Raw genomic sequence first — 17,900 nt, forward strand, 5'->3', positions numbered from 1 at the left:
CGGGATACTTGTCACGCAAACCAAATCTATAATCTGGTTGCGCAAGACGTTTTACGACTCAGCGGGAATGACTGCAACCACATCTATTAAATGCAGAAACATCTGTGCATGGTCGCAGAAAGAACATGTGGCCGTCATTGGCTCGGCACTCACCTAAGACCTTACGGCAATGACAGGGGACGATTTTCCAATATCGCTTCCATCGCAAACAGCCCTGTAATGGTTTCCAGCTCAACTTTCGCAGTCAATTTCTGATAAACCGCGTCATAACCTGCCATGGATGTTGTCACGACCTTAATCAGATAATCCCAATCGCCCCCAATACGGTACACATCAACAATCTCAGGAATAGTTGCAGCATGTTTGCGAAAGGCCTGCGACCATACTTCGCTATGCTTACGGGTACGGATCATCATGAAAACAGTTAAATCCAGACCAACCGCTTCCGGTGAAATACGCGCATGATACCCTTCAATGATGCCGCTTTCAGCCAGACGCCGCATGCGCCGCCAACAGGCATTTTGTGACAAGCCAACTTCCGCAGCAACGTCGCGCTGCGACAATGTGCAGTCTCTTTGAAGGACGGTGATGATTTTACGGTCTATTCTATCATATTCGATCATATGACCCAATATTCATACAAATTACCCATAAACAAGTATAATAATTTACTTCGCGGTGAGTTAAATATAGCTCATCGATCTAGGGAGCTCCAAAATGAACCAAACAGCAGGACAAAATCTATTTGAGCGCTTTCAAGCCAGCATTCAAACAGACACCATTGTGCATGATCTCACAGAAGGCCTGATCGGGCATCACGCCGTGATTGACGGCCCATTTGGTCAGAAGCCTTTGATCTATGCTGATTATGTCGCTTCAGGGCGCTCCTTGAAGCAGATCGAAAATTTTGTGATGGAAGAGCTGCTGCCATTTTATGCCAATAGCCACACCGAGGCATCATATGTTGGCGGCATGATGACCCGCCTGCGCCGCCAAGCGCGTGATATTATTCGCCGCGAATATAATGCGTCTAAAGAGCACGCTGTAATATTCGCCGGTTCAGGCGCGACAACGGGGATTAACAGGCTGGTACACCTTTTGGGCCTGCGTGATATGGCCCTTCAAGGCAAGTCGCCTGTGGTTCTCATCGGCCCTTATGAGCACCATTCCAACATCTTGCCTTGGCGCGAAAGTGGCGCGGAAGTCATTGAAGTCCCTGAAGCAGAAAATGGCGGGCCTTGCATGACAGCGCTTGCCGAAACACTGGCAAGTGTTCGCGGGCGGCCCATTATCGGTGCGTTTTCTGCAGCATCCAATGTTACAGGCATTATCACGGATGTTATCGCTGTCAGCCGCGTTCTGAAACAAGCAGGCGCAACGATTGTCTGGGATTATGCAGGCGGCGCGCCTTATCTTTCGATTGATCTTTGTCCTGCACCCGACGCTTTAATTGATGCGGTTGTTTTATCACCCCATAAATTCGTTGGCGGACCTCAGGCATCTGGCGTTTTAATCCTGCGCCATGATGCGGTACGCGCTCAAAAACCCACATTACCCGGCGGCGGCACTGTGCGGTTTGTGTCACCGACAAATCATGATTATTCGGGCAATGTTGAGGCGCGTGAAGAGGCTGGCACGCCGAATGTCATCGGCGATTTGCGTGCAGCGCTGTGTCTACTTGTCAAATCAACAATCGGTCAAGATTACATCACCAAGCGCAACAATGAGAATTGCTCGCGTGCCATGCAAGCATGGGAAATTCACCCCAATATTGAAATCCTTGGAAATACCGATTGCAAGCGGCTTCCGATTTTCTCATTCCGACTGCGCAACGGGGCTGGTGGTTATGTTCATCAGCAACTTGTCACGCGCCTTCTATCAGATTGCTACGGCATTCAAGCACGTGGCGGCTGCGCATGTGCAGGCCCTTATGTGCACCGCGTGCTGGGCATTGATGCGGATAGTTCGGATAAAATGCGCACGGCTATCCTTGCTGGGCATGAAGTTGAAAAACCAGGATTCGTCCGCTTGAATTTTAGCTTTCTGGCTACGGATGTTGAGATAGAAACGATTCTCAATGCAGTCTTGGAATTGGCTGATAGCGCGGGGCAACATGAGGCCTCTTATAAGTGTGATCCAACCACCGCGATTTTCTCCCCCGCATAGGCGACTTGCCGAAAAGCGTACAAGCTAGAGCCAGCGAAGTAACAACCTAATTGCGGCTTAAAATGTCGACACTATTCTTTGTGTCCTTCATCGTTTGTGGTTAGATTGAACAATCATGAATGATATGACAGACAGCCTCTGGACGGCATTGACCCACATTGTGACTTTCAATCCTGACTTGGTTGAAATTGTCCTTCTCTCGCTGCGTGTCAGCCTATCAGCAACACTGCTTTCATGTCTGATCGGTTTGATTATTGGCGCGACCATCGCGGTCAGCCGTTTTAGTGGGCGAAGCCTTGTGATCATTGTGATGAATTCCCTCATGGGCTTGCCGCCAGTTGTTGTCGGGCTTTTTGTATATCTCAATTTGTCACGGTCCGGCCCTTTTGGCTGGCTTGGATTTTTATACACGCCAACAGCGATGATCATTGCGCAAACTATTTTGATCACACCGATCGTTGCCGCGCTTTCCAGACAGATTTTGGAAGACATTTATGAAGAGTACCGCGAGCAATTTGAGTCCCTGTCTTTAACAAAGTCGATGCGCACAGGTGCGATATTGTGGGATGGTAGGTACTCTCTAATCACGGTCGCACTGGCAGGTTTTGGGCGTTCCAACGCTGAGGTTGGCGCGGTGATTATTGTCGGCGGTAATATTGAGCATTTAACCCGCGTTATGACGACCGCCATTGCGCTTGAAACGTCAAAAGGAAATCTGCAAATGGCAATGGCATTGGGGCTGGTATTGTTGTGTATTTCCTTATCGATTAACATTCTTGTGTCCAGCCTAAGGCTGACCGCCACACGGCTTGGCTATGCTTAATATAACACCTTCCCACACACAGACCGCAAAACCCAAGCGCGCTACACAGGACGCTCAAGCTAGCCCGTTTTTAAGCTGCCGTGGATTATGCTTTTCTGCCAATTCGAATGTGCTGATAAAAGATATAAGCCTGAATTTTTCGGCACACGGCATGTCAGCAATAATGGGTTTTAATGGCGCAGGCAAAAGCCTTCTTCTCAGGCTTTTACACGGTGTAATCCAACCAGACTCTGGAACCGTTTTATGGGATAATACGCCCGTAACGCATGATAACCGCAAGCGCCAATCTATGGTTTTCCAAAAGCCCGTTCTTTTGCGGCGTAGCGTTTTAGATAATCTTCTGTTTGTTCTTAAAAGCCGTGGCTCGAATGATCCAAACATTGCATTTTCTTTGCTTGAAAAAGTAGGGCTTGAGAATGTTTCGTCGCGCGCTGCACGTCTTTTGTCAGGCGGGGAACAGCAACGCCTTGCGCTAGCGCGCGGCCTTGCGACAAAGCCTGAAATTCTGTTTTTGGATGAGGCAACATCCAGCCTTGACCCGACTTCCATCGCAATCATTGAGAACATTCTCCATGAGGAATGTCTAAAAGGAACGAAAGTCATTTTTGCGTCGCACGATATTGGCCAGATCAAGCGGTTAGCGAGCGAAGTGATTTTTATCAATCACGGGCGCATTAGTGAACAAACTGGTGCTGCGTCATTTTTCACAAAACCCGAAACAAGGATCGCCCAAACCTATTTGGATGGCGGGCTTCCCGTTATTTAAGGAGAATTGTATTGAAACAAATATCTGAAAAGTTTGCTGTATTATCAATACTAACGCTTGCTGCCTTACCCTCTTCTGGCTTGGCGCAAGAAGCATCTATTCTTGTACAATCCACCACATCGACTGCAAATTCGGGGCTTTATGACCATCTACTTCCAGTGTTTGAAAAGAAAACCGGCATCAGGGTCAATGTCGTTGCAGTAGGCACCGGCCAAGCCATCAAGAATGCACAAAATTGCGATGCGGATGTTTTGCTTGTTCACGCAAAAGCAGCAGAGGAACAATTTGTCAAAGACGGGTTTGGCGTTCAGCGGTTTGATCTGATGTATAATGACTTTGTCATCGTCGGGCCTGACAGTGATCCCGCTAAAGTCTCCGGAATGAAAGATGTCAAGGCTGCGCTCAAACAGATTGCTGATGCACAAGCGCTCTTTGCATCAAGGGGCGATGATTCTGGCACGCACAAAAAAGAACAGTCCCTATGGAAAACAGCTCAGATTGAGCCAACGGGTACTTGGTACAGATCCACGGGTTCAGGCATGGGCGCGACGCTCAACACTGGAATAGGCATGGGCGCTTATGTCATGACAGACCGTGCGACTTGGATAAGTTTTGGCAATAAAGGCGATTATGCAATTGATGTCGAAGGCGATGACGCCATGTTTAATCAGTACGGCGTTATTCTTGTTAATCCGCAGAATTGCCCAAATGTGAAAACTGAAGAAGGCCAGCTTTTTATCGACTGGCTAACGTCACTTGAAGGCCAAGATGAAATTCGAAAATATGAGATTGGCGGCCAGCAATTGTTCTTTCCGAACGCAAGCAAGTAAGCCAGTTAAACAAATGCCGAAGCGATAAAAATGCGCTTCGGCATATTGGCATAACAGAACCTTCTAGCTCATAGAATTAAGCAGGTTCACTGTTTTTCATATATTCCTTAAGTGCTGCTTTATTGCTTGGTTCACTTTCTTGCGCCGCAGAAGTAAACAAGCTTGGCACTACATTAGATTCATCTTTTATATTGAAGATAGAGTTCAAAGCCATTTCAGCCTGAACACGTTCAGCCACACGCCGCATATAGGCAGCTTCATTAAACGAAGATGTGCCTTCATCTTCTTCAAGTACAACATTTTCCATTGACGCCTTGGCCGTATGGGTGTGCAGCGTTGCGCTTGATTGGCCGCTTGTAGCTGACGGTGCTTGGGTCGAACTGGTCGAGCCTGAATTTTGGGTATCAGTAGGATTGTTTTGCGAAGTTGGCGCCTGTGCTTCGACCTGCTCTTCAGTTTCTGGCTGAGTTTGCGGGTTTGGATTCACAACAGGCTTTGGAATGAGAGGTGTAACAATATTTATAAGACCACCAAGCATATAATTAGCTCCTAATTATTTATATGCGAAGCTTTTACGTGTCTTTGTTTTAAAATTTGATCTTCGAAATTTGAGCAGTTTTTCTTAAATTAAAACTTCATTTTAGATAATATACGCAAATTCATACTGGTTAGAGTGCTGTGATATTCCAGCACTTAATCAATGATAGCGCCGCGAAAACCAACAACACGAGAAGCCATTGCATGTGCTTTGTGGCAGGCTTCGTGGATGGAACAACCGCTTAGTAATGCACCGAGAAAAGTACCATTAAAACTGTCACCGGCACCCGTCGTATCGACAACGTTTTCCGCAGGCATGAAATTGGCGTCACCCAAAGCTTCAGCGCCGCTGATTACAATCGGTCCCTTATCGCCGCGCTTCAGAATACAAATGGGCATATTATAAGATGTTAGCCGCTTTGTGGTTGTTGCTGCATCTTCATCAAACAGCGCCATCTCATCATCGATTGAAGGAAATCCAATATCTGTGAGTTTCCAAAAATCCGATACGACAGCGCGTGCCACTTCTGGAGACTCCCAAAGTGCAGGGCGAAAATTGGAATCAAACCCGACCAAAACACCGTTGCTGCGCAACTCTGCAAGCCGCTGTAATAAAGCGCTACGAATAGTCGGCGTTAAAATCGCAACCGTAATTGCTGATAGATAGATCAGATCTGCACCATCAAATGATGAAAAGTCTGGCGCATCGTCCGTGCCGAACATGATGCGCGCAGCGGACTGGCTTCTCCAATATTGGAAAGTGCGTTCACCCTGCGCATCTGTGTTAATGGCGTAAAGACCAACCGTGCGCGTCTTATCAGTGCCGATCAGATTGGCGTTGATATTTCTGGCTTCAACAACGGACTTCAAGCGCATTGAAAACTTGTCATCCCCCACGCGGGAGACGAAAGACACATTAGCTTTATCAGCGATTGTGCGCTTTAAATAAATCGCTGAGTTTAAGACATCGCCCGCAATGCCTATTCGGGCGGAATGACCATCGGCATCGACGCTTAACTCTACCATCGCTTCACCAGCGCATCGTATGTCTTTTACGTTTTCGAACGAGATCATTTGAAACTGCCTTTTCAACTATGCGCAACATGCGCCGAATAGGCGGAAGTAATAATTATCGTTGGGTAAAGTGCAAGGCTTGAAAATCAATAATCCCGCTCGAAGAAAACCCCAAGGCTAGTATCACCGTTTGAATCTACGGCTCCACGCGCCGTTAGGCTCTCGGTAATATCCAAATTGATCGTTGCTTCTGTTTTTTGGCCAGCTTGCACGCCAAGATAAACATTATCCGATATATATTTGCCAGCTTTAACGGCCGCGTTTCCATCGCTATCTTGAACAATATCAAGATCATCAAAACCTAGACCATCTCGAAGACCATCGACCAATCCTGGACTTTTGCCGCCCGTTAGCTCGATTGCAATTGCTGCAAGACGCGCGATCTGTGTCGCGGTCAATTCACCTATATTGCGATCAAAAATAATAGCAGCAAGAACTTCATCTTCGGGCAATTCAGGCGAAGAGGAGAACGAGACATTAAGATCAGATACCCGGCCACTGAGTATTATAGAGGCAGTTACATCACCTGATTGTGTCGTTGCCACAAAGCGTAATGTCGGATCAAGATCGCCGGACAGAGTGACTGAACCTTCAGTTAAGTCAAAACGCTTTCCGATAATGCTCAAACGACCTCTGCGCAAATCAAAACGACCGCTTGGATTTACATTGGTAATAGGGCCCTGAATTGTGATTCGACCGCCCAATTCAGCATCCAATCCACGTCCGCGCACAAAAATCTGAGACGGTGCATTGATCGTCAAATTTAACTGGATAATGCTCGGCCGGCTGGATGGTGTGGGTAGCGGCGTTGCCTTCGCCAAACGATCCAATGTGCGTTGAACATCTGCATCAGGATTAACATTTTTAACATCGAGCAACTCGATATCGCCGCCAAATGTTTCAGGCACGGTGATCTCGGTTTTACCTAAGTCAATCTGACCTGCCAAAGTTGGATCGCGCAGCAAATTGCCTGTCAGTGTTAAATTGCCGCCCGCACGCGTGGAAAATGTCTGGCCATCGCTGTAAGCAGCATCATTGATTTGAATTGCTAAATCTGCAGGCAAATCACCGGTAATGCCGACGCTGCCTGAACCAGATACAGCGCCACCACGCGCAAGCTGTGCGTTAAAGCGTTGAATAACGATTGCATCGCCGCGCAGTCCCGCAAGAAGGCCGATATTATCAAGGCTAAGGTTTGATAATGGATCGCTGACCGTGCCGCCAGCAACTGACAATATGCCCTCGGCTTTAGGCGCACTCAGGCTTCCAGTTGCCGTCACATTAAAACGTGCCTGTCCACCAATGCGCGTGCCACGACCAGCCAGAAAACGTTCGGCAACACTAAGCGGTGCTGTGCCTTCCAAAGAAACATTAAGGCCGTTTCCTTGTAATGGGATTTGTCCTGAGCCGTTAATTTGAATGTCTTGAGCGTTTGAAACTTTCAAACGCTCAAGCGACACATTTTGATTAGCGCCATTAAAATCACCGCTTATCGCAATCGCAAGCGGCGTAACGCCATTGCTTTGAAGGGCGTTCGCTGTAATGCCGTTTCCGTCAAAGTTGAAATTTACTTTTGGCGACGCAGGTGTACCAGTGGCAACAATCCGCCCGCTTAGCGCTCCACCAGCTTCAAGTCCGGGGCTGAAAGCATTGGCAACACGCAGCGGAAGATTGGAGATATTTGCCGTGATGTTGATCGTCTCGCTCACACTACCGGCAATATTGATCATGCCACCATCAACATTCAAACGTGCATCAGAAATTGTTGTTTTTCCATCGCGGATGACAATTTTGGCTGGATTAACCAGTGCAGCATCACCCTTGTCAGAACGCAGTGTCAGCGTGTTCACCGTGACGCGTTGCTCACTTGCGGTTTGCTCAAATCGACCCGCAGTTACAAGACGCGCATTTTCTTGAACCATAATAGCTTCAAGATCGAAATCTGTGATCGTTCCGTTCGTATCTACTTTTCCTGAAACTGTTTTAACCTCAACACCGCCAGCAGAAATGTTGCGTGCTGACACTTTGGCATTAACAACGGGCGACTTTAAAAGTGTTTTGATTTGCGCATCAATATCCGCACTGCCCACCTTGTTGTCGGCGTAGATAATGTTGTTTGCGGTAGCGGTAATCTCAGCAGACTGTGAATTATCTTCTGTGATCAGCTTAACATCGGCATTCAAACTGCCGGAAGCTTTTTGCAAAGCAAGCGCTGCCATTGAGGAAATATCCGTAGCTTTTACAACGGCGCGACCATCCATAAGGCCAGATGCGTTTTGCCGCGTTAAATCAAGCTGAATATCTGCCCCGCCAATCTTTGCAGCAATGCTGTTTAAGATCAGTTCAAGTTCAGTGCGTTTAATCTTACCCGCCAATGAAAGTGGCTGACCATCGATAAAGCCATTACCGGAAAGCGCGCCTTCAACAAGCTCAGGCCCTGCGACACCGCGATAAGCAGCCTTTAGTCCGCTCACTGGTTTTCCCGACAAAGTGCCATTTTCAATGCTGATTACAATATCCGTATCATAGGGCAGCTTTACGCCTTTGACAGTTCCAACGAGCGATACAGCGCCTTGGCCCGCGTCAGAAATATCAGCAATATCGCGCAAATCTGCGGTGGCCGTTAAGCTTGTATTCTCAGACGCATAATTACCGGTGAGAAGAATATCTGCTTGATTGTTCAAAATCCGTAAGCGGTCAAAAGAAAGCCCGTCTTTGTTACGCGTAACATTGCCCGACAGTTTGGTTCCGCCAGCAAGTAGCTTATCTGTCGTTTCATCGCCGGTAAGAATACCGTTCGCAACACCGTTCAGATCAAGGTTAAAAGCCCCTAGAATATATTTAATATTGCCCGTCGCCACCAGTGCGAGTGTGCCGGCCAATTCGCGCTCCAACACGTCACTGAATGAGGACAGATTGCTTGCTTGAAAACCAATTTGTCCATCAAAATTTCCGGTCGTTAGAGCACCATTTGTGCGCAGCGCATAATCGCGACCTTCAACATCAAATTGAGAAAGTTGTAATGCTTCGCTGGTGCGCCATGAGCCTGAACCTGCAATCTGTACAGCGTCGCCAATTGCTTGACTAAGAGCCTTATCTACAAGCGCAATTCCATCAACTGTGCCACGCGTTATAAATTCAATCGCGCGGCTTTCAGGCACCGTAAAATTAGAAATCGTGCCTTCTGTTTTAAGGCTAATTTGCGCGACAGACGCCTCGGCCGTTTTCAGCCCTGTCAATGAGAGTGTTTGCTCGAAACCATCATCATTGGCTGCATCATAAGCAATATTAAAGTCTGCACGCTCAAAGGTCGTTGGTGTTGCACTATTCTCGTCTGGCAGCACAATGCGATTACCATCAGCGTCAACAATTTCAGTGTTCAGGTTTAATTGGCTTAGAAAGCCATCGACTAAAATACGCGCGCTCACATCAAGGCGGATCGCACCACTATTCAGCGTTAAACGATCAAGTTGAGTATACCCTGCATTCGATAATAAAATTTGCGCCTCAAGCCGGCTCGCATTGCCCAAAAGCGTTTGGTATTGCGCTGGCATAATGCTGGACAAAGGGCCGCCAAGCCTTGCAAAGATTTGCCGCCCATCCTCAATGTCGTTAACATTGACGTTGCCGTTCAAAATACGTTTGCTATCAACATCAAGCCCAAGATCAACACGCAACTCGTTAAGTGGTGCATCACCTTTAACTGTCAGTGCGACAGGTGGCTTGCCTTCTAAATCCAAAAGATTTGCGATGATGCCATCGTTTGGCTCTTGCAAAACCACATCAAGTTTAACGGTCTTATCAACATCATTATAAACAACATTGAGCACCAAAGAGCCGCCAGGGCCATCCAAGCGAACAATATCTAAATCTGTCGTCAGAGAGCCGTCTATCAGCGATATCGCGCCTTTAACGGCTAATTCTGATTCAAGCCCAAAAACGGTTTGTCCAAAAGTGATAGAAGGAACATCGAGCTCTTCCAATTTTATAGAAACCGGCAAGTCAGGTAGCGTGAAGTCCATGGCTTCTGCCGATGGGGCGCTGTCATCGGCCTTTGGTCCGCGCGGCATATCAATGCTTTTGGCTGTCAGTTTTTCGATTTCTAACCGACCAAGCAAAAGCGCTGTTCGGCTCCAAATCAATTGCGGTTCTACAATCGTTAGCCAAACACCATCTTCGTCTGCAATTGTAATGCTATCGAAAGATACATTTGAAGAAAGTGTGCCCTTGATACCGTTCAATCTGATTTGACGGTTATCAGCCGATAATGTTTCTTCAACGAAAGTTATAAGTGTAGAGCGCTGCTCGGCCTCTTGCGCCAAGCCCTGATGGAGCATTGAGCTTACAAATAAACAAATAAGGGCGAAAAATTTTGCAATGCGGATCATTAAAATGCCTGCCCAATTCCCGCATAGATGCCATAATGCGGATCGCGATCACGCCGATTAAGCGGCATAGCAAAGTCTACACGTATGGGACCAAGGCCAGTGAAATAACGCACGCCAAAGCCTGCGCCTAAACGTACATCCTGATCAAAGCTTGGCAGCGTATCCGCAGACACTGTGCCTGCATCAATAAACACTGCGCCGCCAAAGTTTCCCCACGCCTTAAAACGTAATTCCGCAGAGGCCTCTAATTTGGATTTACCACCCGTTATATCACCGTCGGTATCCTCAACGCCTATCCCGTTAAAGTTATAGCCGCGCACCGATCCGCCGCCACCGGCAAAATAAAGAAAATTGTCAGGCGTTTCGCTGCGATCAGGACCAACAATTGACGCGGCCAATGCACGGCCTGCAAGCACAATGCGGTCATCTTCACCAAAGGACAAATAACTGCGTGCTTCGGCCTTAACTGCCGCACCAAAATTTTGATAATTAAACTCGTAGAACGGCTTTACTGCGCCGCTCAGATAAAAACCCTCGCTCGCATCAAGTTTGCTGTCACGTGAATCGTAAACCGCTGAAAAATCCAAGCCTGCTGTGATAAAGTCCCGATCTCCAAGCTTGCTTTCGAACTTTGCAGCTTCGACAAAGACGCCGCCATTGAAAATCAATGCATCGGAATAATAATGCGTAAGACCAATATTACTGCCAGCAGATGTTTCTATGAAACTATCATTGTACTCGCGGCGCGCATAAAGATTGAAATTTAAATCTGTATCAGGCGTGAAAACACCAGGTTTTGTGAATGCTGCGCCAAGTTCGTAATCAAACTTTTGATAATCAAAGGTTGAGCCAAGTCCGCCCACTTTCGCATCAAGTCGCAACCGTTCAGCCTTACCAAACAGGTTGCGGTGAAGCCAGTAACTCTCCAACCCGACGCCATCGAGGCTGGACACGGTTGCACCCAATCCGATGCGCCGTAATTTTCGTTCTTTGACGATCAGCCCTATCGGCAGTGTTCCATCTTCAGAAACAGCTTTGCCTTCTTCGATTTTTTGCGTTGAAAAAACACCAAGGCGGTCTAAGCGCTTTTTAGCTTTTACCAAATCATCAGGATCAAACTCATTACCAGCCACCAAACCAGTTTGACGCGCAACAAAAGCTGGGTCCATACGATCAGTGCCTTGCACATCAACATCGCCGTAAACCGCGGGTGGACCGCTCTCGACGGTAAGCACAACATTGAGCTCTTGCGTAGGATGGTTGGCCGTAACAGCCCTATCGGTGACCTTAGCGGTCGCATAACCTTGTTGGCGCCATTTATCTTTTAAAAGTTTTGATGCTTTGCCGACAGAACCTGCCTTAGCTTCTGCACCAGCGCTAAACCCAACATCTTCCAAGCTTGGCAGTTCATCCCCGCGCATGGTTGGCGCAGGCGGCGCACCTTCAACTTGCGCATTACCGAATAGATAAACCGGCCCTGGATTCACCTCGACAACAATGGTGTCGCCTGAGTTAAATTCCGTTCCAACCGGCACACTTGCAGCTTCTGTACCGTTGATTTTGATCGAGATTGTGCCGCCATAACGGCCTTCATTGTAAAGAGAAGCTAAGATGCGTCGATAATCACCTTTAGCACGTGCAATCACGCCCGCAGAACCGCCCACAGCGCGGTCTTTACCTTGCCAAAGTTGAGAGGCTGATTTTATCGCATCACCCACGACGTCTTCATCATTAACAACTGAAAAATTAACATCATAACGTTTGGGATCAATCAGATCAGCATTGTCTTTTTCTTCATCGGAAGTACATTTTCCAAGGATGCAGCGGCCAAAAAGCTCCAGAGCATGGGCGTGCGACAACGGTGCAGCGCTGCACAAAAGCGCAAGCCCCGCAGCATATAACAACTGCAACTTATGTTTTCTCACAATAGCGATGTACCCAGACTCGAAAAACAAGATGACCTCATAACACGCTATGATGGACAAAATAAGTCAATAGGAGGTGAATATAACTTTCCATTTACAATGATTTGTCACTCAATAGCTAAGCATATTCTTAACTATATTTCAAAACTGCAGGCAATTAGGGAATTAGCTGAGTACTGCTTTCGCAGACACATATTGTGGCCCTATAAATTCGAAAGGAGAGAGCACATAATGCTCTCTCCTTTATTTGCGGCCCTGTGGTGGGGAGGGTTGAGCCGCTGGACGAAAACTGAGGGTGTGTTTTCATTACCTGAACGCTCAACCTGAAAAATAGTTCCGCTTGTGCTAATTTTTTAAAACCGTGCCCTTTGCCGACGTTGTTGTGGTGCGACAAACATATGCAGATAAATGACGTTTATTATTAGTAATGATGGAATTGCAATAAAGCCGCCAGCTGGCCCCCAAAGCCATATCCAAAAGACCAAGCTTAAAAAGACAAAGAACGGATTCATTGTCGTGCGTCTTCCGATAATTGTGGGCGTTATGAACTGTGCTTCAAGGAAGTTAACTCCTAAGAAAACGGCAGCAGGCGTTAGAATCGCCAATGTTTCTGTATGTGTTGCCAGCCCGACACCGATCAAAATCACACTCATAACCGCAGGGCCAATATAAACGACATAGTTTAAAACGCCTGCCAGCATGCCCCACAGAAAAGGCGACGGCACACCGATCAGCCAAAACAACAAAGACACCGTTATTCCCATGCCTAAATTGATATAGGTTATGGAAATCAGGTAACCTGATACGCTGTCTTCAACGTCTTTGAATATGCGCGCCACATGCCAACGTGTTTTCCGCCGAACACATAATTTAAGTATGAGGAGGCGCAAGTCGTGGCGCGTCGCAACAAAGAAATAAAAGCTTGCTAAAAATATTGCGATTTGGCCAAGAATAATAGGCGCTAGAAATGCCGCCTCTTCAAACGGGCCGCTCTCGTCTACTTCCACTTTCATTGCAGTCGCTTCGCCGCCAGCCATTTTTTGCAGTTCTTGCTGAAATGACCCAACGGTTTCAAACACGCCTTTCCAGTCGGCCAAACTTATCTGGAATTGGTTCCATATTCTTGGCACCCGGTCCATCCAGCTCGACATTGGCACTGCGAAGGCTGCAAAGCTTGCGAGTATCAAACCCGCAAATAATGCAACGACAAGCATAGCCGAAACAGAAGGGCGAATTTTACTCTTTTCGATCCGGTCAGCAATTGGGCCGAACATAATGCCAATGACTATGGCAAGCGCGATGGGCGCAATTATTGTCTTTCCCAAATGCAGCGCCACAAGACAGGCAAACAAGCCGATCACAACCACTGAAACATTCGCGGCGATCTGCAGGTTTTTTTCTATCGCATTTGCAGCTTTTTTTTCATAAATATCATCGGCATTTTGCATCAATTGTATTGTCCCCCTTGGATAACAATACAACGCCAGCGGAAAGGTTCCGCCCAAACCGCCGATCTGTAAATTATTGCGTCAACGGGACGTCAATTTTTACAATCATACCTTTTTCGTCAAAACTGCGGTCAAAAGAACCGCCAAGTTCGCCTACAATATTGGCATTTATCAATTTTGTACCAAAACCGCCGCCTGCGCTAACAGTTTCTGTTTTTTCGCCAGTGAAATTCTCTCGCCAAACAATAGAAAGTCCGCGCTTGCGTTTAGGTAGCTTTTTGATCTTCCAATTGATTTGCATGGCGTTTTCAGTGCCTGACATACCGCCATATTTTAACGAGTTGGTCGCTAATTCATGAAGGACCAAACCGAAGGCTTGGCTATATTTTTCATCCAAAGACACTTCAGGACCGCTTAACTTAACTTCATTCGCATTTTTGCCGAATACTTGCTCAAGCTCACTTTTCAAAAGATCACCAAAACTTGCGCGTTGCCACTTTGACCGCGCCAACACATCCTGTGCTGTCGCCATGGCCTGAAGCCGCTCTGAAAAGGATTTGGTAAATTCAGGCAAATCGTTCGAGCTACGGGCCGTTTGGCGCGCGATTGAATTAATACGTGCAATCGAATTTTTGATCCGATGCTTCATCTCTTGAAGCATTAAATCCTTATCCTGTGCAGCTTTTTCAGAATAAAGACGCAGTTCTTCAGAATTGCGCAATGAACTCAACTGGAGTTTGGAAGATGATGCCAACGCACCGGCAAACAAAAATGATAAAAGGCCGGTCATAAGCGCATATAATAGACTGTTATCAAGTGAGCCGCTCGCAGGTTTGATCACTTCAACTTCCCATGCACGGCCCGCCATGTTAATCGTCTTTACTGATCTCAACCCACTTTTATCAGCATAGTTATCATAATTTTTACTTTGAAAAACCACCGTTTCGCTATTGTCTGTCTTGTCTTTCGTTTGGACATATAGACCCAAGGCAGAAGACAATGTTCGGGACAATGCAGCATTGTGAAGGTCGCCAATGCGAAACGCTGCAAAAACAAAACCTGTTAGCGGTTGGTAGTTATTAGCAATGCGAACAACATCAATGTTTTTTTGCTTAATCGGTGCGTAAATCAAAAACCCAAGCTGCTGATCACTATCAATCTCTTGAACCAGACGAACAGGCGCTGTTGCACTTGGGCGACGGTCTCGTGCAGCCGCAATCATCGCATCACGGCGATTAGTTTCGGCAAACATATCATAGCCCAATGCCTTTTGATTGCGCTCATCATTTGGCTCAAGCAGCAAAACCGGAACGCGAAAGCTTTCGTCTGATTCTGGGTATAATTTTCTTTCAAGGTTATAATTGCGCTTGATTTCATTCTCTGCAGCAAGCTCATTACCCGCCACAAAAATCGGCGCAAGACCAAGCCCTTGAATGCCGCGATAATTCTCAACCAAACCAAGATCAGCGACAAACTCTTTAAAACCGCTGCCTTTATCATCAATGTCGACTGTATTGACCAAGGAGCGTGTCGCTGAAAGAAGAGCGACGTGCTGCTTCACACCCTCTTCCAGATTGTCGATAATATCATCGGCAACAATATCAAAGCTTGCACGTTCAGCTTGGCGTGTGGAGTTGAATACCGCATAGGCAGCAACGAGCCCGAGAAGCATCGTCACCGAAAACAGAATTGTTGGAAGGCGGTTACGCATCATATCTCCATGTTATACGAAGACATTTAACGCCAAGCAGGGTTTTTACAATATAATAAATGCATAGAGCACGCATGTTTGGCGCAACCTGAGGTCGCGTCTTCATGACTTAGCTATGCCGGTTCTCTGCTGATGGGAATACCAATGAATAGCTTACAGTCCCCCCATCCACTTCTATTTCGGCAGAACCACTCACAGAAGTCGGTATGATACGCTGTAACATCGGCTCACTGAAAACATTCGTAAATTCGGGTTGGACAGCACCTGAATCGGCGCTCTCACGCCAAGTAATATGAGTTTCATCAATACCCGCTTCATTGGGCAGTACCCAGCAATCAATGACCGCTGAGACAGCGCCCTCATTTTGGGCGTCGCGGCTTGCCAAATTAACGATAAGCTCGTGAAGCGCTAAACCAACATGGGTGGCTGCATTGGGCGTTAAAACAGGGTCAGCGCCCTTAACTTTGATTCTTGAAACATCTTCGGGGAAGTATTTTTTGACCTGATTTTCAACTAAATCATGAAAACCAGCGCCCGACCAACTCATATCGGTGACCAAGTCCTGCGATGCGGACAAAGAAAAAATGCGCCCGCGAAAGATTTTCAAAAACCCACCAAGATCAGAGTGCCCGCGCGCGGTCTGCGAAGCCAAACTTAAAACGATCGCAAGAAGGTTCTTTGAGCGATGGCTAAGCTCGCGCAAAAGGTTTTTCAAAACCTGCTCACGATGCCGCTCTTCAGATATGTCTTTAATCATTGTTAGAATGAGGGGTGCACCATAGGGGCTTGCAACGAAATCAATGATGATTTGATAAAAGCCGCTATCCGGCAGATGAACTTCAAATTCTTCTGTTTCGCGGCTCTCCATGACTCGGCTTTTAGCAAGCTTCAATTTTTGCCCTAAGTCCTCGCCGAAGATTTCCGTATCAACAGGATCAGTATCTTGATCAAAATGCCAAGGCTTGTGCATATTCGCAACGAATAGATATTCGCCGCTTTCGGCCTGCGCGCATACACAAACACCTGAGTGTACCAGCGCAAGGATGAGGCCATCACGAAAGCGATCTTCCCTATAGTCCTTGCGGTGCCACGTCAGGTTTCTTTTCACAGTCTAGCCCTTTAATTACTCTAATTACGCCACATCAGGTGCCGCTAGAGCAACACCTGATGTTATTTTATTATCTACGCACCAGCGTCAAGACTGCTGAAATCAGCAGAAAAGCCAAGAATGCATAAAACAGAATTTGCGCGATTCCAACTGACGCTCCTGCAATACCGCTAAAGCCCAGTAGGCCTGCAACTAACGCAACAACGAGGAATATAAGTGCATAATGTAGCATTGTTCTCTCCTATTTATTCTCTGAGAACTAAACGCTCAACTGCTGATTCTGTTCCAAATTAAGCAACTTCACTTTCAGATTCATTGAAGAAGAGTGCCTGACTGATTAAGGCCTTTACCATCTGTGGATCAAAAGGCTTTGTGACAAGAAATGCAGGTTCAGGCCGTTCGCCCGTCAGCAATTTTTCAGGGAAAGCTGTAATGAAAATCACAGGGATGTCAGCGGTCTTTAGAATATCATTGACCGCATCAATACCAGAGCTGCCATCGGCCAATTGAATATCGGCGAGCACCATTTTAGGGCTTGTGCGGTTAAATAGCTCTACAGCCTCTGAGTGCGTGCGCGCTATGCCTGACACAGTATGGCCCAAGTCCTCAACCATAGCCTCAATATCCATAGCGATGAGCGGCTCATCTTCGATAATCATAATCTCGGTCGTAACTTGCTCGGCGATTTGCGAAGACGCTTCGTCCAGCAAGTCTCCGACTTCATTTTTCTCACGGTCGAGCACTTCACCAATTTCCTCTGCTGTGAAATTTTCTAGTGATGCCAGCAAAAAAGCCTGCCGTGCTGCTGTGCCCACATTTGATAAATTCTGAGCAGCTTTCTTTTCCCAAGCAAATGGTGAATTGATTTCTGGGATTTTCACATCTGATGACGCAAAAATACCTGCAAACATCTTGAACAAAGCAATACGATCGCTTGAAGCGGTTGGAAACGCACCCACATCTGCAATAAGCGCTTCGAGCGTTGCCGCCACATAAGCATCACCCGACGTCTGCGAACCTGTTACAGCGCGTGCATACCGACGTAAAAGTGGTAAATGCCCTGCAATACGCGTAGATAAAGTCATTATTTGTATTCCTTTGAAGATCTTCGTCGTAAGCTAAAT

The 17,900-nt window shown here is 47.0% G+C and carries 14 protein-coding genes; 4 read left to right on the forward strand and 10 right to left on the reverse strand.

The features are described 5' to 3' along the window. Positions 1-161 precede the first annotated feature (161 nt). Positions 162-635 carry an Lrp/AsnC family transcriptional regulator gene (locus tag C504_RS0112190; protein WP_425393382.1) on the reverse strand — a complete coding sequence of 158 codons (474 nt, stop codon included), beginning with the start codon at positions 633-635 and terminating at the stop codon, positions 162-164. 82 nt (positions 636-717) lie between these two features. Here C504_RS0112190 and C504_RS0112195 point away from each other — a divergent pair, with 82 nt between their 5' ends. The 4 genes from C504_RS0112195 (at position 718) to C504_RS0112210 (ending at position 4,585) form a co-directional block, all read left to right on the forward strand. After that, positions 718-2,166 (forward strand): aminotransferase class V-fold PLP-dependent enzyme, encoded by a 1,449-nt coding sequence (locus C504_RS0112195; protein ID WP_018689630.1) that lies wholly within the window; start codon positions 718-720, stop codon positions 2,164-2,166. A gap of 115 nt (positions 2,167-2,281) precedes the next feature. Continuing rightward, positions 2,282-2,989, forward strand: a complete 708-nt coding sequence (locus C504_RS0112200) for an ABC transporter permease (RefSeq protein WP_018689631.1) — start codon at positions 2,282-2,284, stop codon at positions 2,987-2,989. Continuing rightward, positions 2,982-3,755, forward strand: a complete 774-nt coding sequence (locus C504_RS17835; protein ID WP_083923186.1) for an ATP-binding cassette domain-containing protein — start codon at positions 2,982-2,984, stop codon at positions 3,753-3,755. The genes C504_RS0112200 and C504_RS17835 overlap by 8 nt, the downstream gene beginning before the upstream one ends. Before the next feature lie 11 nt (positions 3,756-3,766). Beyond that, a complete protein-coding gene (locus C504_RS0112210; protein ID WP_018689633.1) occupies positions 3,767-4,585 on the forward strand; it encodes an ABC transporter substrate-binding protein in 819 nt (272 codons plus the stop codon). Positions 4,586-4,661: 76 nt separating this feature from the next. Here C504_RS0112210 and C504_RS0112215 read toward each other — a convergent pair whose 3' ends face one another. From C504_RS0112215 to C504_RS0112255, 9 genes are all read right to left on the reverse strand, one after another. Then, positions 4,662-5,123 carry a hypothetical protein gene (locus C504_RS0112215; protein ID WP_018689634.1) on the reverse strand — a complete coding sequence of 154 codons (462 nt, stop codon included), beginning with the start codon at positions 5,121-5,123 and terminating at the stop codon, positions 4,662-4,664. Between the two features lie 155 nt (positions 5,124-5,278). Then, complete coding sequence (locus tag C504_RS0112220; protein ID WP_018689635.1) at positions 5,279-6,196, reverse strand: sugar kinase; 918 nt, start codon at positions 6,194-6,196, stop codon at positions 5,279-5,281. Between the two features lie 86 nt (positions 6,197-6,282). Further along, entirely contained in the window at positions 6,283-10,533 is a 4,251-nt protein-coding gene (locus C504_RS0112225; protein WP_169385123.1) for a translocation/assembly module TamB domain-containing protein, read from the reverse strand. Between the two features lie 50 nt (positions 10,534-10,583). Continuing rightward, the gene (locus tag C504_RS0112230) at positions 10,584-12,494 is read right to left on the reverse strand and encodes an autotransporter assembly complex protein TamA (RefSeq protein WP_018689637.1); all 1,911 of its coding nucleotides are present in this window, start codon (positions 12,492-12,494) and stop codon (positions 10,584-10,586) included. Positions 12,495-12,862: 368 nt separating this feature from the next. Continuing rightward, positions 12,863-13,957, reverse strand: coding sequence for an AI-2E family transporter (locus C504_RS0112235; protein ID WP_018689638.1), 1,095 nt, complete (start codon positions 13,955-13,957; stop codon positions 12,863-12,865). Between the two features lie 73 nt (positions 13,958-14,030). Beyond that, entirely contained in the window at positions 14,031-15,668 is a 1,638-nt protein-coding gene (locus C504_RS0112240; protein WP_018689639.1) for a CHASE domain-containing protein, read from the reverse strand. A 109-nt stretch (positions 15,669-15,777) separates the two neighbouring features. Next, positions 15,778-16,776: a sensor histidine kinase gene (locus C504_RS17840; RefSeq protein WP_018689640.1), complete on the reverse strand. Its 999-nt coding sequence runs from the start codon at positions 16,774-16,776 to the stop codon at positions 15,778-15,780. A gap of 70 nt (positions 16,777-16,846) precedes the next feature. Continuing rightward, entirely contained in the window at positions 16,847-17,008 is a 162-nt protein-coding gene (locus C504_RS18560; RefSeq protein WP_018689641.1) for a DUF1328 domain-containing protein, read from the reverse strand. Positions 17,009-17,066: 58 nt separating this feature from the next. After that, entirely contained in the window at positions 17,067-17,861 is a 795-nt protein-coding gene (locus C504_RS0112255) for a response regulator (protein WP_018689642.1), read from the reverse strand. Positions 17,862-17,900: the final 39 nt, after the last annotated feature.

This window comes from Ahrensia kielensis DSM 5890 (assembly GCF_000374465.1).
Lineage (GTDB): Bacteria > Pseudomonadota > Alphaproteobacteria > Rhizobiales > Rhizobiaceae > Ahrensia > Ahrensia kielensis.